Annotated in this window: 19 protein-coding genes; 13 read left to right on the top strand and 6 right to left on the bottom strand. The window is 70.2% G+C overall.

The annotated features are described in order from the left end of the window. Positions 1-87: 87 nt before the first annotated feature. Genes MZTS_RS14440 through hpxZ form a run of 3 tightly spaced genes read left to right on the top strand, consistent with a single transcriptional unit; the run spans position 88 to position 2,101 of the window. A complete protein-coding gene (locus MZTS_RS14440; protein WP_009866714.1) occupies positions 88-291 on the top strand; it encodes a DUF4089 domain-containing protein in 204 nt (67 codons plus the stop codon). Then, entirely contained in the window at positions 288-1,703 is a 1,416-nt protein-coding gene (locus MZTS_RS14435) for an AtzE family amidohydrolase (RefSeq protein WP_192284371.1), read from the top strand. The genes MZTS_RS14440 and MZTS_RS14435 overlap by 4 nt, the downstream gene beginning before the upstream one ends. Continuing rightward, positions 1,700-2,101: an oxalurate catabolism protein HpxZ gene (gene hpxZ, locus MZTS_RS14430; protein ID WP_192284370.1), complete on the top strand. Its 402-nt coding sequence runs from the start codon at positions 1,700-1,702 to the stop codon at positions 2,099-2,101. The genes MZTS_RS14435 and hpxZ overlap by 4 nt, the downstream gene beginning before the upstream one ends. A gap of 122 nt (positions 2,102-2,223) precedes the next feature. Here the strand turns inward: hpxZ and uraD are convergent, their stop codons facing one another. Then, on the bottom strand, positions 2,224-3,108 hold the full coding sequence (gene uraD / locus MZTS_RS14425) for a 2-oxo-4-hydroxy-4-carboxy-5-ureidoimidazoline decarboxylase (RefSeq protein WP_009865882.1): 885 nt from the start codon (positions 3,106-3,108) through the stop codon (positions 2,224-2,226). A 183-nt stretch (positions 3,109-3,291) separates the two neighbouring features. Here uraD and MZTS_RS14420 point away from each other — a divergent pair, with 183 nt between their 5' ends. Next, the gene (locus MZTS_RS14420; protein WP_192284369.1) at positions 3,292-4,677 is read left to right on the top strand and encodes a nucleobase:cation symporter-2 family protein; all 1,386 of its coding nucleotides are present in this window, start codon (positions 3,292-3,294) and stop codon (positions 4,675-4,677) included. Positions 4,678-4,826: 149 nt separating this feature from the next. On the opposite strand, the gene MZTS_RS14415 is transcribed toward MZTS_RS14420, so the two are convergent. Then, on the bottom strand, positions 4,827-5,048 hold the full coding sequence (locus tag MZTS_RS14415; protein ID WP_192284368.1) for a hypothetical protein: 222 nt from the start codon (positions 5,046-5,048) through the stop codon (positions 4,827-4,829). Positions 5,049-5,799: 751 nt separating this feature from the next. Here MZTS_RS14415 and MZTS_RS14410 point away from each other — a divergent pair. The 9 genes from MZTS_RS14410 to MZTS_RS14370 all read left to right on the top strand — a co-directional run bounded on the left by MZTS_RS14410 (position 5,800) and on the right by MZTS_RS14370 (position 17,034). Next, positions 5,800-6,657, top strand: coding sequence for an FAD binding domain-containing protein (locus MZTS_RS14410; protein WP_192284367.1), 858 nt, complete (start codon positions 5,800-5,802; stop codon positions 6,655-6,657). A 12-nt stretch (positions 6,658-6,669) separates the two neighbouring features. Continuing rightward, a complete protein-coding gene (locus MZTS_RS14405; RefSeq protein ID WP_192284366.1) occupies positions 6,670-7,212 on the top strand; it encodes a (2Fe-2S)-binding protein in 543 nt (180 codons plus the stop codon). Positions 7,213-7,226: 14 nt separating this feature from the next. Continuing rightward, positions 7,227-9,614 carry an aerobic carbon-monoxide dehydrogenase large subunit gene (cutA, locus tag MZTS_RS14400; RefSeq protein ID WP_192284365.1) on the top strand — a complete coding sequence of 796 codons (2,388 nt, stop codon included), beginning with the start codon at positions 7,227-7,229 and terminating at the stop codon, positions 9,612-9,614. A gap of 221 nt (positions 9,615-9,835) precedes the next feature. Further along, positions 9,836-10,921, top strand: coding sequence for a BMP family ABC transporter substrate-binding protein (locus MZTS_RS14395; protein ID WP_192284364.1), 1,086 nt, complete (start codon positions 9,836-9,838; stop codon positions 10,919-10,921). Positions 10,922-11,150: 229 nt separating this feature from the next. Continuing rightward, positions 11,151-12,263 carry a BMP family ABC transporter substrate-binding protein gene (locus MZTS_RS14390; RefSeq protein WP_192284363.1) on the top strand — a complete coding sequence of 371 codons (1,113 nt, stop codon included), beginning with the start codon at positions 11,151-11,153 and terminating at the stop codon, positions 12,261-12,263. Positions 12,264-12,333: 70 nt separating this feature from the next. Then, positions 12,334-13,854 (top strand): ABC transporter ATP-binding protein, encoded by a 1,521-nt coding sequence (locus MZTS_RS14385; protein ID WP_192284362.1) that lies wholly within the window; start codon positions 12,334-12,336, stop codon positions 13,852-13,854. Then, positions 13,847-14,992, top strand: coding sequence for an ABC transporter permease (locus MZTS_RS14380; protein ID WP_192284361.1), 1,146 nt, complete (start codon positions 13,847-13,849; stop codon positions 14,990-14,992). Before MZTS_RS14385 ends, MZTS_RS14380 begins: the two co-directional genes overlap by 8 nt. A 127-nt stretch (positions 14,993-15,119) precedes the next feature. Further along, positions 15,120-16,055 carry an ABC transporter permease gene (locus MZTS_RS14375; RefSeq protein WP_192284360.1) on the top strand — a complete coding sequence of 312 codons (936 nt, stop codon included), beginning with the start codon at positions 15,120-15,122 and terminating at the stop codon, positions 16,053-16,055. A gap of 121 nt (positions 16,056-16,176) precedes the next feature. Then, complete coding sequence (locus MZTS_RS14370; RefSeq protein WP_009865516.1) at positions 16,177-17,034, top strand: IclR family transcriptional regulator; 858 nt, start codon at positions 16,177-16,179, stop codon at positions 17,032-17,034. Positions 17,035-17,191: 157 nt separating this feature from the next. On the opposite strand, the gene MZTS_RS14365 is transcribed toward MZTS_RS14370, so the two are convergent. From MZTS_RS14365 to MZTS_RS14350, 4 genes are all read right to left on the bottom strand, one after another. Then, positions 17,192-18,007, bottom strand: a complete 816-nt coding sequence (locus tag MZTS_RS14365) for a creatininase family protein (RefSeq protein WP_192284359.1) — start codon at positions 18,005-18,007, stop codon at positions 17,192-17,194. After that, on the bottom strand, positions 18,000-18,602 hold the full coding sequence (locus MZTS_RS14360) for an SRPBCC family protein (protein WP_192284358.1): 603 nt from the start codon (positions 18,600-18,602) through the stop codon (positions 18,000-18,002). Before MZTS_RS14360 ends, MZTS_RS14365 begins: the two co-directional genes overlap by 8 nt. A 65-nt stretch (positions 18,603-18,667) precedes the next feature. Further along, the gene (locus tag MZTS_RS14355) at positions 18,668-20,560 is read right to left on the bottom strand and encodes a hydantoinase B/oxoprolinase family protein (protein WP_192284357.1); all 1,893 of its coding nucleotides are present in this window, start codon (positions 20,558-20,560) and stop codon (positions 18,668-18,670) included. Positions 20,561-20,571: 11 nt separating this feature from the next. Continuing rightward, positions 20,572-22,623, bottom strand: a complete 2,052-nt coding sequence (locus MZTS_RS14350) for a hydantoinase/oxoprolinase family protein (RefSeq protein ID WP_192284356.1) — start codon at positions 22,621-22,623, stop codon at positions 20,572-20,574. Positions 22,624-22,969 lie beyond the last annotated feature (346 nt).

Here is a 22,969-nt window from a genome sequence, read left to right as displayed (position 1 = left end):
CCACCGGCATCCCGCCCTCCGACGGCCGGCCCTGGCCCGGCGGTTGCACCTGGCCGGCCGCGAAGCACCCGATCCCTAGGGGACAGAATGACCGATCACGCCGCCGACATGCCGATGCCCGATCTCGACGCCTATGCCGCGAGCGCGGCGAGCGTGCTCGGCCTCGCCCTCGACCCGGCCTGGACCGAGGCGGTCGTCGCCAATCTGCGGGTGCTGCACGCGGCGGCGGCACTCGTCGGCGGCTTCCCGCTGCCCGACGCGACCGAGGCCGCCCCGGTCTACGCGGCGTGAGCGCTTTGCCGGATTGGAGCCTCGCCCCGGCGGCCGACATCGCCCGGGCCGTATCGGACGGGACGGTCGAGGTCCGCGAGGTGGTGGCCGCCGCCCTCGCCCGCATCGCCCGCATCGACCCGGCGGTGAACAGCTTCACCGATATCCTCGGCGCGCGCGCCATCGCCCGCGCCGCCGCCCTCGACGCGGCACGGGCGCGCGGCGAGGCACTCGGCCCCCTGGCCGGGGTCCCCTTCGCGGTCAAGAACCTGTTCGACGTCGCCGGGCTCCCGACGCGGGCGGGCTCGCGGATCAACCGCGAGCGAGCGCCGGCCGCCCGCGACGCCGCCCTGGTTCGGCGCCTGGAGGCGGCGGGGGCCGTCCTGGTCGGTGCCCTCGCCATGGGCGAATACGCCTACGACTTCACCGGCGAGAACGTCCACGACGGCAACACCCGCAACCCGCACGCCCTCGGCCACATGTCAGGCGGCTCCTCGGGCGGCTCGGGTGCGGCGGTGGCTGCGGGCCTGGTGCCGGTCGCGCTCGCCTCCGACACCAACGGCTCGATCCGCGTGCCCTCCGCTTTCTGCGGCTGCTTCGGCCTCAAGCCGACCTACGGACGGCTGAGCCGGGCCGGCAGTTTCCCCTTCGTCGGAAGCCTCGACCATCTCGGGCCGATGGCGCGCTCGAGCCGCGACCTCGCTTTGGCCTACGACGCCTTGCAGGGCCCCGATCCCGAGGATCCCGCCGCCACGTCCCGCCCGGCCGAGCCCGCGCTTCCGGACCTCGACCGGGGCATCGCCGACCTCCGCATCGCCGTCGCCGGAGGCTATTTCGCCAACCGGGGCGATCCGGAGGCCTTCGCCGCCGTCGCGCGCGTCGCCGGGGCCCTGGGCGTGACCGGCAGCGTCGAGATCCCGGAGGCGGCCCGCGCCCGGGCGGCGGCCTATCTGATCACCGCGGCCGAAGGCGCCGCGCTGCATCTCGACCGGCTGCGGGAGCGCGCGGGCGATTTCGATCCGGCGGTGCGCGACCGGCTCCTCGCCGGGGCGATGCTGCCCGCGCCCTTCGTCGAGCGGGCGCAGCGTTTCCGCCGCTGGTACCGCGACGCCGTGCTCGACCTGTTCCGCGAGGTCGACGTGATCCTGGCGCCCGCCACGCCCTGCCGGGCGCCGCGCTCCGGCCAGACGAGCTTCGTCCTCGACGGCGTCGCCTTGCCGGTGCGGGCCAATCTCGGCCTGTTCACGCAGCCGCTCTCGTTCATCGGCCTGCCCGTGGTCGCGGTGCCGGTCTGGCTCGATGACGGCCTGCCGCTCGGGGTGCAGGTCGTCGCCGCGCCCTGGAACGAGTCGCTCTGCCTGCGCGTCGCGCATCACCTCGAGCGCGCGGGCGCGGTCCGGGCGCCGGTCGCCGCCCTGGAGGGCGCGCCATGATCATCGACGATCCCGAGGTGAAGGCCGAGGTCGAGCGGGTCTTCGCGACCTACGAGGCGGCCCTGGTGGGCAACGACGTCGCGACCCTCGAACGGCTGTTCCACGACGATTCCCGCACCATCCGCTACGGCGCGGCGGAGAACCTCTACGGCATGGAGGCGATCCGCGCCTTCCGCCGGGCCCGCCCGGCGCAGGGCCTCGCGCGCGACCTCGCCCGCACCGTCATCACCACCTTCGGCCGCGACCACGCCGTGGCGATGACGCTGTTCCGGCGCGAGGCCGCCCCCGGCCGGATCGGGCGCCAGAGCCAGACCTGGGTGCGCTTTCCCGATGGCTGGAAGGTGGTGGCCGCCCATGTCAGCGTCATCGATGGCGATGAGGAGGGCGGCGGCGCCTGATCCGGGAACCGCTTGCCTCAAGCGGTTCCCGGATCGGCAAGCCCGCGCGGCGTCTGAGCGGAGCCCCAATCCGCCATCCCGAAGGGATCAACCGGATTGGGTATGAGGCGCTGCGGGTCCGGTCAGCTTCCGCGATAGGTCTGGAAGCTCCACGGCGTGGCGACCAGGGGCACGTGGTAATGGCCCTCCGGCTCGCTCACGCCGAAGCGCAGCGGCACGATGTCGAGGAAGGGCGGATCGGGCAGGTCGAGCCCGAGGCGGCGGTGATAATCGCCGAGCCGGACGCGAAGTTCGTAGGTCGCGACCGGCACCGGCCGCCCGTGCACCAGCGGCGCATCGGTACGCCCGTCGGCATTGGTCACCGCGCGGGCGACGAGGGCCGCTTCCGTCGCGGAGACGATCTCGTAGAGCTCCAGCGCGACGCCGGCGGCGGGACGGCCCAGCGCCGTATCCAGCACATGCGTCGAGATCCGGCCCTTGGTCTGCAAGGGCCCCTCCCCGGTCACCAGGGCATCGAGGCGGATCGCGGCGATGCGCATCACCTCGTCCTCCGCCACGCGCCGCTCGATCTCGGGGCTCGATCCGAGCCGCCGCTCGAAGGTCGCGAGCAGCGAGGCGCGTCCGTGCCGCTTGACGCACAGGATGAAGGGAATGCCGAATTTTTCACGATAGGCGGCGTTGAGCGCCGCGAAGCGCGCGAACTCGGCCTCCGACAGCCGGTCGAGGCCCGCCGCCGCCTGCTCGGCGATGGAATCGGGCGCGATCCTGCCCGCCCGCGCGGCCCGTCCGGCCAGTTCGGGATGCCCGGCGAGCAGGGCGAGCCGCCGCCCCTCCTCCGCCCTCTGCACGGTCGCGCGCATGGCCGCGAACAGGGCCTCGACCGTCGGATAGGGACGGCCCGCCGCGGCGCCTTCCGCGACCCACGGCGCGTGCTCGAACACGGCGCCGAGCGTCTCGACGAAGACCGCCGACGGTGCGGCGTTGAGGGTGGAAAGGGTGACGGTCATCGTGCGCTCATCGGCCGGATCCGCCCGCCCCGGTCGCGCGGCGGGCCGCGCCGACCGTAGCAGGCTCCGGGCCACGGCCGTCCATCGATCGCGCGTCGCCGCCGCGCACCGGCTGGCACACGCCTTGCGGTCGGGGCTCGGCCCGGACGTCGCGTTCCGGAGAAGACCAGGAGGATACCGCGCATGGATGGGCGTGCAGCGAGCGCGGCGCCGGCCGCGTCTGAGGAACCGGTGCCCGGGACGAAGATCCGTCCGTCCGCCCTGGGCCTGCTCGGCCTGCAGCACGTCCTGGTGATGTATGCCGGCGCGGTGGCCGTGCCGCTGATCGTCGGACGGGCCCTGAAGCTGTCGCCGGAGGAGGTCGCGATCCTGGTCAGCGCCGATCTGTTCGCCTGCGGCATCGCCACCCTGATCCAGAGCTGGGGCCTGCCGGGGATCGGCATCCGCATGCCGGTGATGATGGGAGTGACCTTCGCCTCGGTCACGCCGATGATCGCGATCGGCACCAATCCCGCGCTCGGCCTGACGACGATCTACGGCTCGGTCATCGTGGCCGGATTGTTCGGCCTCCTGGCCGCGCCGCTGGTCGGACGGCTGCTCCCGCTCTTCCCGCCGGTCGTCACCGGCACCATCATCCTGGTGATCGGCATCTCGCTGATGCGGGTCGGCGTGAACTGGGCGGCGGGCGGCGTCGGCAGCCCGCATTACGGCGCGCCGCTCAATCTCGGCATCAGCGCCTTCGTCCTGCTCACGATCCTCGCCCTCACCCGCTTCACGACCGGCTTCGTCTCCTCGGCGTCCGTCCTGATCGGCATCGTCCTCGGCATGCTCGTCGCCGCGATGGCCGGGCTCGTCGATCCGGCGAAGGTCGTCGCGGCCCCGTGGCTCGACGTGGTCAAGCCGTTCCACTTCGGCTGGCCGACCTTCGATCCCGTCTCGGCGGCGACGCTCTGCATCGTGATGATCGTGGTGATGATCGAGTCGACCGGCATGTTCCTGGCGCTCTCGGCCATCACCGGCGATCCGGTCGGCGAGGAGCGCCTGACCCGGGGCCTGCGCGCGGACGGGCTCGGCACGCTGCTCGGCGGCGTCTTCAACACCTTTCCCTACACCTCGTTCTCGCAGAATGTCGGCCTCGTGGGCGTCACCGGCGTGCGCTCGCGCCTCGTCACCGTGGTCGGCGGCGTCATCATGCTGGGGCTCGGCCTGATCCCGAAGCTCGCCGCCCTCGTCGAGGCGGTCCCGCCCTGCGTGCTCGGCGGCGCCGGGCTCGTGATGTTCGGCATGGTGGGGGCGACGGGCGTGCGCATCCTCGGCGCCGTCGATTTTGCCGGCAACCGCAACAACCTGTTCATCGTCGCCGTCGCGGTCGGCTTCGGCATGATCCCCCTCGTCGCGCCGACCTTCTTCAAGCAGATGCCGCCCGCGCTGCATCCGTTGCTGGAATCGGGCATCCTGCTGGCCGCGATCGCGGCGGTCCTGCTCAATCTGTTCTTCAACGGGCGCGGCAGCGCCGCACAGGCCCGCGACGCGGCCCTGCGTCAGGCCAGGACGGCCGACGCGCATTGACGCCGACGGGGTGTGAAGGATCGGCCCTGGGTCGATCCGGGTCGGAAGCCTGCGCAGGCGGCGTCCGGTGGCGCGATGCACCGCAAGTGCACGATCTCAGCGGCCGGCGTGCTGGCGAAGCCATTCCTATCGCGCTCGGAGGTCTCCCCTCAGGTCATGTGAAGGGAGAGCCGAACGGTGGCTGCGCATCGCCCCGGGGCGGCGCCGTTCGTGTCGATGTGTACGGCGATCCCGAGGCCTGTCACGTCATCGAGTTCGCCGGGCGTCTTGTGGTCCGCGAACGGAAGGTCGCCGCTATAGTCGGTGAACATCCAGGTGATTTTGCCGGACGGGACCAAGTGCTCGATGTCGTCTTCGATCGCCGGCGACATGCGGTGAGCGCGTTTGCGTCAATGCCAGTTTTCATCGATCTGCTGCCGGGGAGCAACGGCCGGTATCTGTGATTTTTCGCGGTAGCGTGTTGGAAAAATAGCTTTGCGGGCCGTTTCGGAGGCACGCGCAACAAAAGACTGCCCGGCAGCCCCATCGTGCCCCTGTCCTGCCTCCGGTCCGATCGACCGGAGACAGGATCAGGTGTTTGGTCCCGGCAGTGCGGATCGGGTCGGCCTTGCATCGAGCGGATCCACGCCGTGCTCCGAGTGGCCGTGCTCCGAGCGCAAGGTGAGCGCAGGATGGGAGCATCGCCCCGAAAGGTGGCCTCCGGCTCTCGGAAAAATCAATTCAAAACAATGGCTTGGCGTGGCAGCCCGGATCCGGTTTTCGGAACGGTGCGCCAATGCGTCTCCGAGCCCCGAGCGGCCCCACTCTTGCTTGCCAGGGCGCGTGTCGTCGACCGAGCGCCTGTTCGGTGCGCGCGCCACTCTGGCTCGGGAATACGATCCGCCCGCCCGATGCCGCCGAAGAAAAATTACTTCCTCGAAGGATTGAGAGATTGACAGACAAACGCGGCAACGTATCGTAATGAAGGATACGATATCCACTGAATGGATATAGAGATGGGCAGTACTGCTCTGGTTTTGGGCATTTTGCTCATTTGAAGGCAATGCGGTTTCGCAGGTCTGGCCTCCGCGCGAAAGCTTGGGAGGACTGTCGATCCATGCCGCGAGGGAACCGGAAAAGACCATGAAACCGTCTCTGTTCGCGTATGACGCGCCGAGAACACTCGACGAAGCTGTCGCCCTGTTGGCCGGCGATCCGAGCGCAATGGTGCTCGCCGGCGGCCAGAGCCTCGTTCCGGCGATGAACCTGCGGCTCGCCGCGCCGGGGCGCCTCGTCGATATCCAGCATGTCGAGGGCCTGAGGGGGATCACGGTGGCCGAGGGCCGGATCGCGGTCCGCGCCATGGTGCGCCATCGGGAGCTGGAGCTCAGCGCCGAGGCCCATCGTGCGAACCCGCTCATCCGCGCGGTGATGGCGCATGTCGCCCATATCCCGATCCGCAACCGCGGCACCGTGGTGGGCAGCCTCTGCCACGCCGATGCCGCCGCCGAGATGCCGATGCTGCTCCTGCTCACCGACGGCAGCGTGATCGCGCAGGGGCCGGAGGGACGGCGCGAGATCCCGGCACGGGACTTCTTCGCGTTCCACATGACCACCACCCGCCGCCAGGACGAGATCGTCACGGAGGCGCGCTTCCCTGTCCTGCCCGAGGGCGCCGGCTGGGCCTTCGAGGAATTCGCCCGCCGCCGGGGCGATTACGCGATCGCCGCGGTCGGCGCGGTGATCCGGCGCGGCACGGTCCGGCACGCGATCTCGCTCGCCGCCTGCGGCATCGCCGCCCGCCCCGTCCGGCTGGAGGCGGCGGAGGCGCTCCTGTCGGGCAGCGACCTCTCCGAGGGGGCGATCCGCGCCGCGGCCGAGGCGGCCAAGGCGGCGGTCACCGCCCCCGACGATCTCCACGCCACCACCGGGTATCGCCGCCACCTCCTCGCCGGCCTCGTCCGGCGGGCCGTGGCGAGCGCCCTCGCCCGCGCTTCCTGAGGCACGATTCCCATGCCCCGCCCCATCTCCCGCGCAAAAGCCCGGCGCCCGCTTCCCGTCACCTCGGACGATCCCAAGGTCCGCGTCGCCCTCACCGTCAACGGCGAGGCGGTCGAGCGCGAGGTCAGCCTGCGCCTGCTGCTCTCGGATTTCCTGCGGCACGAGCTCGGGCTCACCGGCACCCATGTCGGCTGCGAGCACGGTGTCTGCGGCGCCTGCACCGTGATGATCGACGGCAAGTCGGCCCGCTCCTGCCTCACCCTGGCCGTGCAGGCCAACGGAACGGAGCTGCGCACCATCGAGTCGGTCGCCGCCGAGGACGGTACCCTGCACCCGCTGCAGGAGGCCTTCCGCGACTGCCATGCCCTGCAATGCGGCTACTGCACGCCGGGCTTCATCATGAACATCCTGAGCCACTTCGAATCCGGGCAGCCCGTCGACCTCTCCGAGGAGGGCATCCGGGACGTGCTCTCCGGCAATCTCTGCCGCTGCACCGGCTACCAGAACATCGTCGCCGCCTATCGCCAGGCGGCCGAACGCCTCGCGATCCGCTGAGGGGAGGCCCGATCATGTCGACCCGCACCTTCGGCTCCCGGATCAAGCGCAACATCGATCCCAAGCTCCTGCGCGGCGAAGGCTCCTTCGTCGACGACATCCCGCTCGCCCATCCGCTGCACGTCGCCTTCGTGCGCAGCCCCTTCGCCCGGGCGAAGATCCTGTCGGTCGACACGGCGGAGGCGAAGGCCATGCCGGGCGTCTGCGCGGTCTATACCTGCGACGACATCGGCGCCCTCGATCTGGAGCTGCCGCAGCTCATCCCGCATCCCTCGATGACGGATCCGCGTACGCAGCGGCCGCTCGCCCGGGAGGACGTGTTCCATGTCGGCCAGCCGGTGGCGATGGTGGTGGCCGTCGACCGCTACACGGCGGAGGATGCCGCCACCCTGGTCTGGGTCGAGTACGACCCGCTGCCCGTCGAGCTCGATCTGGAGCGGGCGGTGGCGGACGGGGCGCCGCTGGTCCATGCCGGGCACCCCAACAACGTCGCCGCCGATTTCCGCCAGATCTGCGGGGATCCGGCCACGGCTTTCGTGCAGGCGGAGCACGTCACCCGCATCCGCGTGCAGGTCGACCGCTCCACCGCCGCGCCGATGGAATGCCGCGCCGTCGCGGCGGTCCACGACCCGGTCACCGGCGAGCTGACGGTCTGGGACGGCACCCAGGCGCCGATCTCCGTGCGCGGGGCGCTGGCCTCGATCCTCGGGATCGACGAGGACAAGGTCCGGGTCATCGCCCCCGATGTCGGCGGCGGCTTCGGCCAGAAGGTCTACCAGTTCTATCCCGACGAGCTGCTGGTGCCGATGGCCGCGCGCCAGCTCGGCCGCCCGGTCAAGTACATCGAGGACCGGCGCGAGAACTTCATCGGCTCCTCGCAGGAGCGCACGCAGATCCACGAGATCGAGCTGTTCGCCCGCAAGGACGGCACGATCCTCGGCCTGCGCGACGTCTTCCTGCACGATACCGGCGCCTTCATCCCCTACGGCATCGCGATCCCCCAGGTCGCCTCGACCTCGATCGCCGGCCCCTACCGGATCCCGAACATCGACGTGGCCTTCCGCTGCGTCTACACGCCGACGGTCCCGGTCACGCCCTATCGCGGCTGCGGCCGGCCCCAGGCGAACTTCGCCATCGAGCGGGCGATCGACCAGCTCGCCGACGAACTCGGCCTCGACCGTTTCGAGGTGCGCCGCCGCAACCTCGTCGCCGACCACGAATTCCCGGTCCTGCGCGAGGGCCTGCTCTTCGCCGACGGCCTCCCGGTCAGCCTCGACAGCGGCCAGTACCACCGGGCGCTCGCCATGCTGGAGGACAGGCTCGGCGTCGCCGCCTTCCGGGCGGAGCAGGAGCGGGCGCGGGCCCAGGGCCGTTATCTCGGCCTGGGCCTCGCCTTCTATGTCGAGGGCACCGGCCTCGGCCCCTACGAGGGCGGCCATGTCCGCATCCAGCCGATCACCGGCAAGGTCTACGTCAATACCGGACTCACCTCCCAGGGGCAGGGGCACGACACGGTCTTCGCCCAGATCGTGGCCGACCAGCTCGGCGTCGCCGTCGAGGACGTGATCGTCGTGGAGGGCGACACCAAGGCCTATGACTGGGGAGTGGCCACCTTCGCGAGCCGGGCGGCGGTGGTCTCCGGCAACGCCATCCACCAATCGGCGGCGATCGTGCGGGCCAAGACCATCGAGGCCGCCGCCAACATGCTGGAAGTGGACCGCGAGGACATCGACCTGCGCGACGGCGCCGCCTGGGCGCGGGGCACCAACCGCAGCGTGTCGCTGGCGGCGATCGCCACGGCGACCAATCCCCTGCGCTACGCCTTCAACGAGGCGGCCAAGGCGGCGACCCAGTTCGCCCCGGCGAGCCGGCACGACGGCCCGGCGCTCCGCCCGGGCGAGCATCCGGGCCTGGAGGCGACGGATTATTACAGCCCGCCCTGCGCCACCTGGGCCTACGGCGTCCATGGCGGCCTCTTCGAGGTCGATCCCGAGACCTGCGCGGTGAAGGTGCTGCGCTACGTCTGCGTCCACGATTGCGGCACCATGATCAACCCGACCATCGTCGAGGGCCAGGTCATGGGCGGGATCGCCCAGGGTTTCGGCGGCGCCCTCTACGAGCGCATCGAGTTCGATGCGGAGGGCAATCCGGTCAACGCCAACTTCGTCGACTTCCTGGTGCCCTACGCCACCGAGGTGCCGCCGGTGGAGATCCTGCATCTCGAGACCCCCTCTCCCCTCAACCCCCTGGGCGTGAAGGGCGTGGGCGAGGCGGGCTGCATCCCGGTCGGTTCGGTGGTCGCCTCCGCCATCGAGGACGCGCTGCGGCCCCTCGGGGCCGGGCCGTTCCGCCACGTGCCGATCACGCCGAGCATGATCCACGCCGCCCTCGCGGGGGCTTGAGCCGTGTCTCGCCCGCGTTCCGTTGCCGTGGCCGGCGCCCCAAGACGATGCCGGCCAAGCATTGCCCGTGGCTCCGACGGTATTGGGCGGCCCTGGAGGGCAGCCGGTAGAATGTCTGCGGTCCCGGTCCATTGTCGAGAGAGCGGCCGCACGCCGTGGCAGCGCTCCCATTCCTTGAAGATCGAGGCCGTCCCCCGCCGGCGAAGACAAGAGATGTCCGCATGATCCGATCCATTGCCACCTGCGCCGCCCTCGGCCTGGCCGTTGCCGGGCAGGCTCCGGCCGCCTTCGCTGCCCCGTTCAAGCTGGAGGGCGAGCCCAAGGTCGCCATGATCCTGTTCGGCCCGAAGAACGACGGCGGCTGGTCCCAGGCCATGGACGAGGCCCGCCAGCGCACGGAAAAGGCGCTCGGCATCTCGATTCCGGTGGCGGAGAACATCCAAGAGACCGCCACCTCGATCCGTCCGGCCGCCGAGCTGTTCATCAAGCGCGGCTACAACATCATCATCGGCACCGCCTACGCCTTCTCCGATACCTTCAAGGAATTGTCGGAGAAATATCCGAAGGTCGCCTTCGTGAACGGCTCGGGCACGACCACCGGCCCGAACCTCGAATCCTTCTACGGCCGCACCTACGAGACCCATTATCTCTGCGGCATGGCCGCCGGCGCGGCCTCGAAGAGCGGCCGGATCGGCTTCGTGGCCGCCAATCCGTTCGGCATCGTCAACTGGACGATCAATGCCTACGAGCTCGGTGCGCGGCAGATGAACCCCGCCGCGGTGACCACCGCCGTCTATACCGGCGCCTGGAAGGATCCCGTGAAGGAGCGGGCCGCCGCCGCCGCCCTGATCGGCCAGGGCATGGACGTGATCGGCCAGCACGTCGACACCCCGACCCCCCAGATCGTCGCCCAGGAAAAAGGCATCCTCGCCACCGGACATCACCGTGACATGCGCGAATTCGCGCCAGCGGCGACGCAATGTTCCTCGGTCTGGTACTGGGACCGCTACTTCGTGCCGACCATCCGGAAGATCCAGGCCGGCACCTGGGAGCCCAGGCCCTACGGCGCCTTCCTCTCGATCAAGGAGGGCGGGCCGGACATCGTCTGCTGCGGCCCGGCCGTGCCCAAGGAGGCCGCCGACCGGATCATGTCCGAGCGCCAGGCGCTCATCGACGGCAAGCAGATCTTCGCCGGCCCGCTCAAGGATCGGGACGGGATCGAGCGGGTCGTCGACGGGGCGATCTTCGGCGATGCCGAACTCTGGAAGATGGACTGGTTCGTGCAAGGCGTCGTCACGCAGCGCTGACGGCCTGCGCCGGCGCCGCCGGGGGCCGGTCGATGCCGCGGTTTTCCGGGCAGGCGGACCGGCCCGAGGCAAGGCGGGTTCCGCTTCCCGAAAGCAGGCGATGCGGAACGAGAATCCGGGGCATCGAGGTCGGCCGTCGGCCCGGCGCGTCGGGAAGCCCGCGGGCAACGCGGGATCCACCAGGAGCGGCCGCGGCGCGGCACGCGACAACAGGGGCTGAGCGAGGACGATGATCGAAAGATTTGTCACCAGGAAAGCGGCTGTCGCCGCGCTCGCGCTGTCCTGCGCGGCGGGATGGGGGCCGGCCGTGACGAGCCCGGCGGCGGCGGCCCCGTTCAAGCTCGAAGGCGAGCCGAAGGCCGCCATGGTCCTGTTCGGCCCGAAGAACGACGGCGGCTGGTCCCAGGCCTTCGAGGAGAGCCGGGTGCGAACCGAGCAGGCGCTCGGCATCAAGATCCCCGTCGTCGAGAACATCAAGGAATCGGCGACCGCGATCCGGCCGGCGGTCGAACTGTTCATCAAGCGCGGCTACAACATCATCATCGGCACCGCCTTCGGCTATTCGGACACCTTCAAGGAGCTCGCCGAGAAATATCCGAAGGTCGCCTTCGTGAACGGCTCGGGCACGACCAACGGCCCGAACCTCGAATCCTTCTACGGCCGCTCCTACGAGCCGCATTACCTCTGCGGCATGGCCGCGGCCGCCGTCTCGAAGGAGGGCAAACTCGGCTTCGTCGCCGCCAACCCGTTCGGCGTCGTCAACTGGACGGTCAACGCCTACGAACTCGGCGCCCGGCAGATCAACCCGAAGGCGACGACCACCGCGATCTATACCGGCGCCTGGAACGACCCGGTCAAGGAGCGCGCGGCGGCCGAGGCGCTCGCCGGCCAGGGCATCGACGTGATCGGCCAGCATGTCGACACGCCGACCGCGCAGATCGTCGCCCAGGAGAAGGGCATCTTCGGCACCGGCCACCACCGCGACATGAAGGAATTCGCGCCCAAGGCCACGGTCTGCTCGCTGGTCTGGTTCTGGGACCGCTACCTCATCCCGACCATCCGGAAGATCCAGGCCGGCACCTGGGAGCCCGGGCCCTACGGCGCCTTCGTCTCGATCAAGGATGGCGGACCGGACATCGCCTGCTGCGGCCCGGCCGTGCCCAAGGAGGCGGTCGCCAAGATCATGTCCGAGCGCCAGGCCATCATCGACGGCAAGAAGATCTATGCCGGCCCGCTCACCGACCGGGAGGGCAAGGAGCGCGTGCCCGCCGGCGGCGTGCTCTCCGATGGCGATCTCTGGAAGATGGACTGGTTCGTGCCCGGGGTCGTCACCCAGAAATAGCCCTCACCGCCGCCGCCGGCCTCCGGCGGCGGCTCCCGGCACGTTCTTCGAGACTCCGAAAGGACGCCTGATGTCTCAGGCCTCAGCCCTGCCGCCCGCCCTCGAGATGACGATGGTGTCGAAATCCTTCGACGGATTTCGCGCGCTCTCCGAGGCGAGCTTCGCCGCCCATGCGGGCGAGGTGCACGCCCTTCTCGGTGAGAACGGCGCCGGCAAATCGACCCTGATGAACGTCGCCATCGGGCTCTACCGGCCGGATTCCGGGGTGGTCCGCGTTCGGGGCGAGGCGGTCGTGATCGACGGCCCCCTCGCCGCCAAGCGGCTCGACATCGGCATGGTCCACCAGCATTACAAGCTGGTCAAAGCCTTCACGGCACTCGAGAACATCCTTCTCGCCTGCGGCGGCCCCTCCTATGGACGTGGCCTCAGGGAGGTCGAGGCGGCGGTGCGCCGGCATTGCGCGGCGCTGGGCTTCACCGTGCCGCTCGACCGGCCGGTCGGGATGCTGTCGGTGGCCGAGCAGCAGCGCGTCGAGATCCTGAAGGTGCTCGTCGAGGGTGCGCGCATCCTGATCCTCGACGAGCCGACCGCCGTGCTCACCGATCGCGAGGCGGAGCAGATGCTCCTGACCATGCGGCGGCTCGCCGACGAGGGCCGCACGGTGATCCTCGTCACGCACAAGCTCGGCGAGGTGAAGCGCTACGCCGACCGCGTCACCGTGATGCGCGGCGGCCGCACGGTGGCGAGCGCGGATCCCGACAGCCTGTCCCTCTCCGAATTGACCACTCTGGTCGTCGGCGCTCCGGTGGAGCGGGAGCGGGCCCCCTCCCCCGCCATCGGCAAGACGATGCTGCGCATTGCCGGGCTTTCCGGCGCCCGGGCCGACGGCCTCACCGTGCTCTCCGACGCGACCCTGATCGTGCGCGCGGGCGAGATCTACGGCATCGCCGGCGTGGGCGGGAACGGCCAGACCGAGCTCGCCGAGATCCTGATGGGCGTGCGCGCGCCGCTCTCGGGCAGCATCGAGCTCGAGGGCGTGGGCGATCTCTGCGCGGGGGATGCCGGCCTGCGTCGCGAACTCGGGCTCGCCGCCATTCCCGCCGACCGCTCCGCCTACGGGCTCGCCGGCGGCCTGTCCGTCGCCGAAAACTACGCGGTCGGCGGCGTGCTCGCCGGCCGGTTCGGGAGTTGGTTCCGCCTCGACCGCAAGGCCATGAACAGGGCGACCGAGGCGGCGGTGTCCGCCTTCGACATCCATGGCGTCCGGTCGCCGCGGCAGAAGGTCAGCCTGCTCTCGGGCGGGAATGCGCAGAAACTGGTGGTCGCCCGGGAATTCGCACGGCCTCCCCGCGCCGTGCTGGCCCACAGCCCGTCCCGCGGCCTCGACGTGCGCGCGGCCGGCGCCGTGCATCAGCGCCTGCGGGCCGCCCGCGATGCGGGCGCGGCCATCCTCCTGATCAGCGAGGATCTCGACGAGGTCCTGCTCCTGTCCGACCGCGTCGGCGTGATGTCGCGCGGGAAGATCGTCGCCGAATTCGACGCGCCCGCCGACCGCAACGCGGTGGGAGCCGCCATGGTGCACCATGCCTGAGACTGCGCCCGCCGCCATGATCCTCACATCCCGCACGGATACGAAGCCGGCGCCGAAGCCGGATCCCGCGGCTCCGGGACGCCGGACACGCCGTCTCTCGGTCGAGATTCGGCAGCACGCCCCCGGCTGGCTCCAGGCTGCGGCGCTTGCCGGTGGTCTCGTCGTCGGCCTGATCTGCGCCGCCGCGCTCCTGGTGGCGGCCGGGGTCAGCCTGTCCGATCTCGCCCAGGAATTCGTGGTTTCGATCCTCACCAGCCCCGAGAGCCTCGCGGCCGTGCTCACCCAGGCCGCGCCGCTGTCCATCATCGGACTCGCCGCCGCGATCGCCTTCCGGGTGCGCTTCTGGAACGTCGGCATCGAGGGACAGATGATCGGCGGCGCCATCGCCGCGACCGCGGTGGCGCTGGCCGATCTCGGGCCGGAGCCGCTCCGCCTCGTCCTGATGGGGCTCGCCGCTGCCCTCGGAGGCGCCCTGTGGATGCTCGGGCCGACCCTGCTGCGGCTCCGGCTCGGGCTCAACGAGATCATCTCGACGCTGCTTCTGAACTACGTCGCGTTCAACGGCCTCCTGCACCTCCTCTACGGGCCCTGGCGCGACCCCGAGAGCAACTTCCCGAACTCGGCCCTGTTCTCGTCCCCGGAGCGCCTCGCCGATCTCGGCTGGCAGAACCTCACCTACGCCCTGCCCCTCGCCGTCGTGCTGATGCTCGCCGGCTGGTGGCTGATCAACCTGAGCCGCTTCGGCTTCCTGATGCGCGTCGCCGAGGCCAATCCACGGCTCGGCCGGGCCCAGGGCCTGCCGATGACCGGCGTGGTCCTGGCCGCGACCCTGCTCTCGGGGGCGCTCGCCGGAGTGGCGGGGTTCGCGATCTGCGCCGGCGTCGAGCACCGGCTCACCCAGTCCTTCGCCGCCGGCTACGGCTTCTCCGGCATCCTGATCGCGTTCCTAGCCCGCAACAATCCGCTCGCGGTGCTGGTGGTGGCCTTCGCCGTCGGCATGCTGTTCGTGGCCGGGCAGAGCCTGCAGGTCTTCTATCAGATCCCCAGCTCCGCGGTGCAGCTCGTCCAGGCACTGATCGTCCTGTGCGTGGCGGCCTCGGACTTCTTCATTCGCCACCGGCTCCGCTGGATCGACTGATACGGGCTCCGCTGAACAAAGCGGTCCCGTATCAGCGAGCCCGCGCGGCGTTTGAGCGAAGCCAATCCGCCATCCCGAAGGGATCGACCGGATTTGGTATGACCCCTTTCCGATTGGAGCCGACGCGATGTTTGCCGATTTCCTGCTCGACTGGCTCTCCGCGGTGCCAGGTTTCGCCGTCCCCTTCGCGCTGGCCGCCCTCGGCCTGCTCGTCATCGAGAAGGCCGGCGTGCTCTCGCTCGGGGCCGAGGGCTTCATGCTGGTGGGGGCCCTCTCCGGCATCGGGGCGATCCTCGGCCTGGGGAGCCAGCCGCTTCCGGCCCTGGCGGTCTCGGCCGCCGCCGCCGCGCTCCTGTCGGTGCTGTTCTCCTTCCTCGTGGTCAGCCTCCGGGTGAACCAAGTCATCGCGGGCCTGAGCTTCGTGTTTCTGGCCCAGGGCCTGACCGGGCTCATCGGCACCACCGAGGGCTGGGTCAACCGGCCGGTCGAGGGGCTGCGCAGCCTGTCGCTGATCCCCCTGGTCGATATCCCCGTGATCGGTCCGGTGCTGTTCCGGCAGGACGTGGTCGTGTTCCTGACCGTCCCCGCCTTCGCGGTGGTGGCCTGGTTCCTGACCCGCACCCTCACGGGGCTGCGGCTGCGCGCCGTCGGCGACGGGCCGGATGCGGCGGATGCGGCCGGCATTGGGGTCGCGCGCATGCGCTACGGCGCCGTGGCGGCGGGCGCGGCGCTGGTCGGGATCGCCGGCGGCTATCTGTCCGTCGGCACCGCCCGGATCTGGGTCGAGGGCATGACGGGCGGCCGCGGCTGGATCGCCATCGCGCTGGTCATCTTCGCCCGCTGGCAGCCCTGGCGGGCCCTGGCCGGCGCGCTCCTGTTCGGGGCGATCGAGGCCCTGATCCCGCGCATCGCCGCCGTCGGCGTCCAGGTGCCGCAATATTTCATCGCCATGATCCCCTACCTCGCCACCCTCGGCGTGATGATCTGGACCTGCCTGCGCGGCAACGGAGGATCCCTCGAGCCCCGCGCCCTCGGTGTCGCCCATCTCAGGGAGGATCGCTGAGAGCGTGGCGGATCCCCGGAGCGCGGCTTCACGGCCGTGTCCATTTGTCGGATATTCATTCCACGCGTGCCTGACGGCGCAGTATGCCATGAGCGCCTGAGGGCGCGGCTCGAAGGATTCCATGACGGCACAGAGCAAGCAGCGGGGGCGCAAGGCCGCCATGGACGAGGCTGCCTCGGAGGCGGCCGCGCACCGGGGCAACCTCCCCTCGGCCATCGATCCCGGTTCCCTGCGCGGCATGGACCGGTCCTTCGCCGTGCTGGAACTGCTCGCCCAGGCGCCGGCCCGCGTCGTCGACGTCACCCGGGCCCTCGACCTGCCCTGGGCCACCGTTCACCGCACGATCGTGCAGCTCGAGAAGGCGCAGTTCCTGCGCCGCGATCCCGAGACCAGCCGCTACCAGATCGGGCCGCGGCTCTGGCATATCGGCTCGGCCTACCTGTCGAACCACCGCGTGCTGACCGCGGCGATGCCCTATCTCGCCAAGCTCTCCGAACTGGACGGGATCGCCCTGCAGGTGGTCGAGCGGATCGGTTGGCAATCGGTGGTGATCTACTCGCATCAGCATGTCGATGAGGACATCACCAAGGCGCATTACGGCTATCACTTCCCGCTGCACTGCGCCTCGAAGGGGCATGTGCTGCTGGCCAACGAGCCGCCCGCCTTCATCGATGCCTATCTCGCCCGGCCCCTGGAGCGGATGACCCCGGAGACGGTGACGGATCCGGTCCGCCTGCGGGAGATCCTGAACGAGGTGCGGGCCTCGGATTTCGCCCTCACCGTCGGCGACGTCCAGCTCTTCGCCGCTTCGATGGCCGCGCCGATCCGGGACGCCACCGGGCACACCGTGGCGACGCTCTGCTTCGTCTTCCGCAAGAACCTCCTCAAGAGCGACGCCCGCCGGGAGACCCTGCGGGAGCAGATCGGCCACGCCGCCCACTCGATCTCCCTCGATCTCGGCTGGCGCCACGGCCGCTGAGGCGGGGGGTGGAGGGGCGTTCCGCCCCTGGTGCCCTCTCCCCGCAAGCGGGGCGAGGGCTACCCCAACCCGACCCGTTCGACCCGAAACGCAGCCGGCCCGGGACGTGGGGACGTCCCGGGCCGGGCTTCGGTCAGCTGCGCATGCGGTGGCGCGATCAGCGCCGCTCCTCGTAGGAGCCGCGCAGGGTGCGGAAGGTTTGTTCGAGCACCTCGACCACGGTGTCGATGAAGACCTGTCCGGCCTCCGCCGTGGCGCTGGAGGGATCGCCGAAGATCGCGGCATGGCCGGCGGCGGGGCGCGGGCGGCGCATATAGGTGCGCACCGGCTCCGTCGGCGCCACGAGATCCCAGCCGACCGGGCCGTAATGGGCGCCCGCGAGGCGCTCCATCTTCACGAGTTCGGGCCGGGTGGCGAGCTGGAAGCCGGTCTCGAACTCGCAGCCATGGCCCATGCCCCCCGGCACCGACCGGCGCAGGGCGTGGATCTTCTCCGCCGCCGGCTCCCAGTAGCTCACGGCGGAGACCTTGAAGGTGTGAGCCGCGTCGAGCTCGTCGACGAGGTGGCGGGCGACGGCGTCGTTGGCGGTGCCGTTCGGCCGGTTGCCGTTGAGGATGATCAGGTGCTCGAAGCCCTGCCGGACCAGGGCCGCGCCGATCTCGAACAGCATCGCCTGGTAGGTCGGGATCGAGAGCGAGATCGTGCCGGGGAAGAACTCGAAGGTCTTGGAGATGCCGTAGGCGACGGGGGGGGCCACCAGGGCGTCGATCCGCTGGGCCAGGAGCCAGGCGATGTGTTCGACTTGGTGCGTGTCCGTGTCGGTCGGCATGTGGGGGCCGTGCGCCTCCGTGGCCCCCGTCGGCAGGATCACGGCACGCTTCTGCGCGATCGCCTCCGCGATCTCCATCTGCGTCATGAAGGACATGCGCCGTTCCCCGCCGGCGGCGGGGGCGGCGGAGTCGGGATCAGCCATGGGTCGATTCCTTCTGCCGTTTCCTGAACAGGGAGGCGATCAGCCGGACGAGCAGGCCGAGCACGCTGATCTGCGTGGTCTGCGTCGGCGCGGCCGCCGCAGCGGGCTGGGGGGATGACGCGCCGGCTGCGTCACTCACAGCCGGGATGGCCGCGAGCTGGGCTTCGACGTTCTTCACGAATTGCCCGATCAGCACCGAGGCGGTCTCGTTGACGAGGCCGGTGCGGCCGAACTGGGCGATGGGGCCGGCGAGCTGCACGTCCGCGTCGATGTCGACGCGGGTGGCGCGGCCGGAAAGATCGGTCAGGCGGTAATCGAGGGAGAGTTTGGAGCGGCTGCCGCCGCGCTTGTCGGTGCCCCGGCCCTCGGCATGCCCGCTCCTGCTGATAGGGTCGGCCGTCACCGTCGCCTCCCCGTCGAAGGAGGCCCCGAACGGCCCGAGCTTGATGCCGACCTTGCCGGCATAGACCCCGTTGCCCCTGTCCTCGGTCAGCTCGGCGCCGGGCATGCAGCGGGCGACGGTGGGAATGTCCTGGAACAGGTCCCAGACGGCCGGCAGCGGTCTCGGCACCTCGAAGGATTGGGTGATCTTCATGGTCTCGGCCCCCAGAGAGACAATGCGTGCCGCGCCCGATCCGGCCGGGCGCGGCACCCGGATTCTTACAGTACCGGCCGGGCGTGCCAGCCCTCGTCCGGGTCGGCCACGCCCTCCGGCCGGGTGATCCGGCCGGCCGCCTTGAGGGCGGCGAAATAGGGGCCGCGGTCGAACATCGGCGGCGTGCCGCGCTCCTTGGCGAGGCGGGCCCGCAGGGCTTCCGTGCCGGCGAGGTCGGCGGCCCATCTACGGCCGGCGCGCGTCAGCACCACGCCGTAATCGTCCCGCGCCGAGGCCTCCGAGACGAGGCCGCATTGCACGTCGGCCACCACCCGTTCCACCGGGCGCGCCAGGGGATCGCCCCAGCCGCCGCCGCCGGTCGTGACGATGCGGATCACCGAGCCCGGCGCGACCGTGACCGTGTCGCTCATGCCGGGATGCACCGTCTCGCGGTTCTCGCCGTCGATCACCGAGACTTGGTAGTTCTCGCCGGCCTTGCCGCCGTTGACGCCGTAGCAGCCGAGCAGGGAGCGGTCGGCGTTGGAGATCAGGCGGCATTCCTGCAGGGCGCGGATGCGCTTGTCGTAGCCGAATCCGCCGCGATGGTAGCCCGGCCCGCCGGAGCCCTGCTTCAGGCCGAGCTCCTCCACCAGGATCGGGTAGCGGGTCTCGGAGAACTCCGCCGGCAGGTTCTTGGAGTTCGGCACGATGTGCACGACGTCCGAGCCGTCGGCCCAGGGGCGTCCGGGGCTGCCGCCGCCCAGCACCTCGCGGAACAGGTAGAAATCCTCCTGCGTCTTGCCGCCGGTGACGCCCCAGATGCGGATGGTTTCGTGGTCGGCGGGCATCTTGCCCCCCGTCGCCTTGGACAGGCAGGCGGCAAACGAGCCCAGCGTGCGCAGCATCAGGAAGAAGCGCATGCCGGTGGGCTTGCCGAAGGTCGGGGTGATCAGCGTGCCCTTCTGCGGGAAGACCACGTCGATGACGTCGAGCACGCCCTCGTTCGAGTCGATCTCGGCGGCCCGCTCGGGGGAGCTCGCGAGCGAGCGGAGCGTCGGGGCGAGCCACTTGCGGAAGTAGCGGCCCTCCGCTTCGTCGAGCGCCCAGTTGATCGGGCCCTTCGCCTCCGGATCGGTGCCGGTGAAGTCGAGGACGATCTTCTCCGGAGTCTTGATCATCTTCACGCGCAGGGCGTGGAGCTTGTCCTTCTCGACGCCGTCGTTCTCGATGAAGTCCTCGAAGGTGTACTCGCCGTCGGCGATCTGCGGCAGGATCTCCCGGCGGAAGACCTCGGCGGTGTTCTTCAGGATCTGGTCGAAGGCGGCCTCCAGCGTGTCGGCGCCGTAGCGCTCGGCCAGGGCCACGACCCGGCGGGAGCCGAGCTTGGCCGCGCCGATCTCCGCGTCGAGATCGCCGGCGAGATGCTCGGACAGGCGGGAATTGCGCACGATGATGCGGAAGGCCGCCTCGTTGCGCTTGCCCCGCTCGTAGAGCTTGATCGGCGGGATCATCACGCCCTCCATCCACGAATCCGTGGCGTGGACGGGCAGGCTGCCGGGCACGGCGCCGCCGATGTCGTCGTGGTGGCCGAAGACCTGGCTGAAGCCGATCAGCCGCTCGCCCAGGAAGATCGGCACGGTGGTGCAGAGATCCGGTACGTGGCCGATGCCGCCGCAGGAATTGTAGGGGTCGTTCCAGAAGAACACGTCCCCGGGATGGATGTCGTCGGCGCCGAAATACTCGAAGACCGGCTCGACGATGGCCGAGTAGGAGCGGCCGGTGAGCTTGCGGCCCTTGGCATCGAACAGCGCGACCCGGTAGTCGTGCTGGTCGCGGATCATCGGCGAGCGGGCGGTGCGCTCCACCGCCGCCTCGATCTCGAGCTCGGCCGCGCGGATGGTGCCGTGGATGACCTCGAGCTCGATCGGGCCGAGGGTGGTGCGGGTCTCTTGCGTCATGGTCGCCTCCCTCACAGGCTCTTCTCGAGGATCAGGTTGCCGTAGGCATCCGCGCGGACGCTCCAGCGCGTTGGCACCACCACCGTCGAGCCGTATTCCTCGACGATGGCCGGGCCGGGAACCGTCTGCGCGACGGCGAGTTCGGTGCGGCGGTAGAGCGGGCAGTCGATCCAGCCGGTCTGGCGCCAATAGGCGCGGCGCGTGGCGAAGGGCGCGGCCGGCGCCCGCTCGACGGTGTCGGCGGCGATGCTCGGCCGGTTCTGCTCGCCCACGGCCTGGATGCGCAGGTTGACGAGCTCGACGTCCTGCTTGCCCTCGTAGTGGAAGCCGAAGGTCTGGTCGTGGACGCGGTGGAAGTCCGACCAGAGGTGGTCGAGGATCGCCTCGTCGGAGAGGCCGGCGGGGATCGTCACCTGCACCTCGTGCCCCTCGCCGAAATAGCGGACATCGGCGATGCGGCGGATCTCGATGCGCTCGGCCGGGATGCCCTCCGCCTCGATATCGGCGAGGCCGTTCGCGGCGAGCTCGTTCCAGGCGGTCAGGATCTCGGCGCCGTCGACGGTCGATTGCTGGCGCACCAGGGTGCGGATGTAATCCCGGCGCACGTCGGAGACGTGCAGGCCGAAGGCGCAGAGATTGCCGGGATTGGGCGGCGAGATCACCGTGCGGATGTCGAGGAAGTCGGCGACCTCGGTGGCGAACAGGCCGCCCGCGCCGCCGAAGGCGACCATGGCATAGGCGCCGGGATCGCGGCCGCGGGTCGTGGTGACCTGGCGGATGCCGAAGACCTGGTTGACCGCGGCGATCTCCAGGGCGCCGGCGGCCACCTCCTCGGCGGACATGCCGAAGCTCTCGCCGAGTTCCGTATAGGCCTTGCGCGCGGCCGCGTCGTCGAGGTGGATCGCGCCGCCGATCAGTGAGGCGGGCAGGCGCCCGAGGGTGATCGCCGCGTCGGTGACGGTGGGCTTGGTGCCGCCGCGGCCGTAGCAGATCGGGCCCGGATCGGCGCCGGCGCTGCGGGGGCCGACCTTGAGCTGGCCGTAAGGGTCGGTCCAGGCGATGGAGCCGCCGCCGGAGCCCACGGTGACGATGTCGAGCATCGGCGTCTTGACCGGGTAGCTCTCGACCATCGAGGACGAGGTGTACATCGGGGTGAAGTCCTCGATGATCGCCACGTCCGTGGAGGTGCCGCCGACATCCACCGTGAGGATGTCCTTGTAGCCGGCGAGCCGCGCCATGTGGATCGAGCCGAGCAGGCCCGCGGCCGGGCCCGAGAGCAGCATGGTCACCGGCTTCTCGCCGGCGGTCGAATGCTTCACCACGCCGCCGTTCGACTGCATGATCAGGAACGGGATGTCGCCGGACTTGGCGCGGATCGCGTCGGCGGCGTTCTGCAGGTAGGTCTTGCAGTAGGGCTTCACGAGCACGTCGATCAGCGTCGTCATGGCCCGCTCGTATTCGCGGTACTCGGGCAGCACGACCGAGGAGAGCGAGACGAAGACGTCGGGGAATTCGGCGCGGATCAGCTCGCCGATGCGCTGCTCGTGCGCGCCGTTGGCATAGGCGTGGAGCAGGCAGACGCCGATGCAGCGCACGCCGTCCTCGACGAGTTCGCGCACCGCCTGCAGGGTCGCCGCCTCGTCGAGGGGCTCGATCTCACGTCCCTCGAAGGTCAGGCGGCCGGGTACCTCGCGCACGAGGTGGAGCGGCACCAGGCGCGGCGGCTTCACCCAGAAGAACGAGTTGCCGTAGCCGTCCGGCACCGATTGCCGGGCGATCTCGATCATGTGACGGAAGCCGCGAGTCACGATCAGGCCGAGGCCGGCGAATTTGTGCTCCAGCACCGCATTCGTTGCCACGGTCGAGCCGTGCAGCAGCATGCGCAGGTCGGCATCCGTGCCGCCGGCTTCGGCGAGCACCTTCCGCACGCCCTCGATCAGCCCGATGCTCGGGTCGGAAGGGGTCGACGGCGTCTTCACCGCGGTAATCTGCCCGGTGGCATCGTCGATGGCGACGACGTCGGTGAAGGTGCCCCCGGTGTCGATGGCGATCTGCAGGCCCATGCCCCTGACTTTCTATCCGCTATATGGATACGATGTCCAAATGATGCATATGAAACGGCGCTGCGACAAGCACCTTGCCTGCTGAAATTTCCGACGTTTTGCCGTGGCGACGTGATGCGGTTTTGATCAGATCGATGGCGTGTGCGGCAGTGAGCCGACCGGCTGGCTTGGGGCCGGGCCGATCGAGACGCTACGGCCTCGCGGGGGGGCCGGCGCACCGATTCGGCCCTGCCGGATATTCCGGGGACGTTCACGGCTGTTCGCTGCGCCCGCTGGAGCATTTTCCATGATCCTTGGATCGCGAGAATGCTCTAGGAACCACTCCACCTAGAGCCGTGCCCGAGCG

Source organism: Methylorubrum zatmanii (genome assembly GCF_014845115.1).
Classification (GTDB): domain Bacteria; phylum Pseudomonadota; class Alphaproteobacteria; order Rhizobiales; family Beijerinckiaceae; genus Methylobacterium; species Methylobacterium zatmanii.
This window is presented reverse-complemented; position numbering and strand designations above follow the sequence as displayed.

Coding starts and splice junctions, on each gene's coding strand:
- cutA (WP_192284365.1), top strand. CDS start 7,227: ATGTCGACCCGCACCTTCGGCTCCCGGATCAAGCGCAACATCGATCCC.
- MZTS_RS14415 (WP_192284368.1), bottom strand. CDS start 5,048: ATGTCGCCGGCGATCGAAGACGACATCGAGCACTTGGTCCCGTCCGGC.
- MZTS_RS14405 (WP_192284366.1), top strand. CDS start 6,670: ATGCCCCGCCCCATCTCCCGCGCAAAAGCCCGGCGCCCGCTTCCCGTC.
- MZTS_RS14355 (WP_192284357.1), bottom strand. CDS start 20,560: ATGACGCAAGAGACCCGCACCACCCTCGGCCCGATCGAGCTCGAGGTC.
- MZTS_RS14360 (WP_192284358.1), bottom strand. CDS start 18,602: ATGAAGATCACCCAATCCTTCGAGGTGCCGAGACCGCTGCCGGCCGTC.
- MZTS_RS14375 (WP_192284360.1), top strand. CDS start 15,120: ATGTTTGCCGATTTCCTGCTCGACTGGCTCTCCGCGGTGCCAGGTTTC.
- MZTS_RS14385 (WP_192284362.1), top strand. CDS start 12,334: ATGTCTCAGGCCTCAGCCCTGCCGCCCGCCCTCGAGATGACGATGGTG.
- MZTS_RS14440 (WP_009866714.1), top strand. CDS start 88: ATGACCGATCACGCCGCCGACATGCCGATGCCCGATCTCGACGCCTAT.
- MZTS_RS14420 (WP_192284369.1), top strand. CDS start 3,292: ATGGATGGGCGTGCAGCGAGCGCGGCGCCGGCCGCGTCTGAGGAACCG.
- MZTS_RS14370 (WP_009865516.1), top strand. CDS start 16,177: ATGACGGCACAGAGCAAGCAGCGGGGGCGCAAGGCCGCCATGGACGAG.
- MZTS_RS14365 (WP_192284359.1), bottom strand. CDS start 18,007: ATGGCTGATCCCGACTCCGCCGCCCCCGCCGCCGGCGGGGAACGGCGC.
- MZTS_RS14410 (WP_192284367.1), top strand. CDS start 5,800: ATGAAACCGTCTCTGTTCGCGTATGACGCGCCGAGAACACTCGACGAA.
- hpxZ (WP_192284370.1), top strand. CDS start 1,700: ATGATCATCGACGATCCCGAGGTGAAGGCCGAGGTCGAGCGGGTCTTC.
- uraD (WP_009865882.1), bottom strand. CDS start 3,108: ATGACCGTCACCCTTTCCACCCTCAACGCCGCACCGTCGGCGGTCTTC.
- MZTS_RS14390 (WP_192284363.1), top strand. CDS start 11,151: ATGATCGAAAGATTTGTCACCAGGAAAGCGGCTGTCGCCGCGCTCGCG.
- MZTS_RS14395 (WP_192284364.1), top strand. CDS start 9,836: ATGATCCGATCCATTGCCACCTGCGCCGCCCTCGGCCTGGCCGTTGCC.
- MZTS_RS14350 (WP_192284356.1), bottom strand. CDS start 22,623: ATGGGCCTGCAGATCGCCATCGACACCGGGGGCACCTTCACCGACGTC.
- MZTS_RS14380 (WP_192284361.1), top strand. CDS start 13,847: ATGCCTGAGACTGCGCCCGCCGCCATGATCCTCACATCCCGCACGGAT.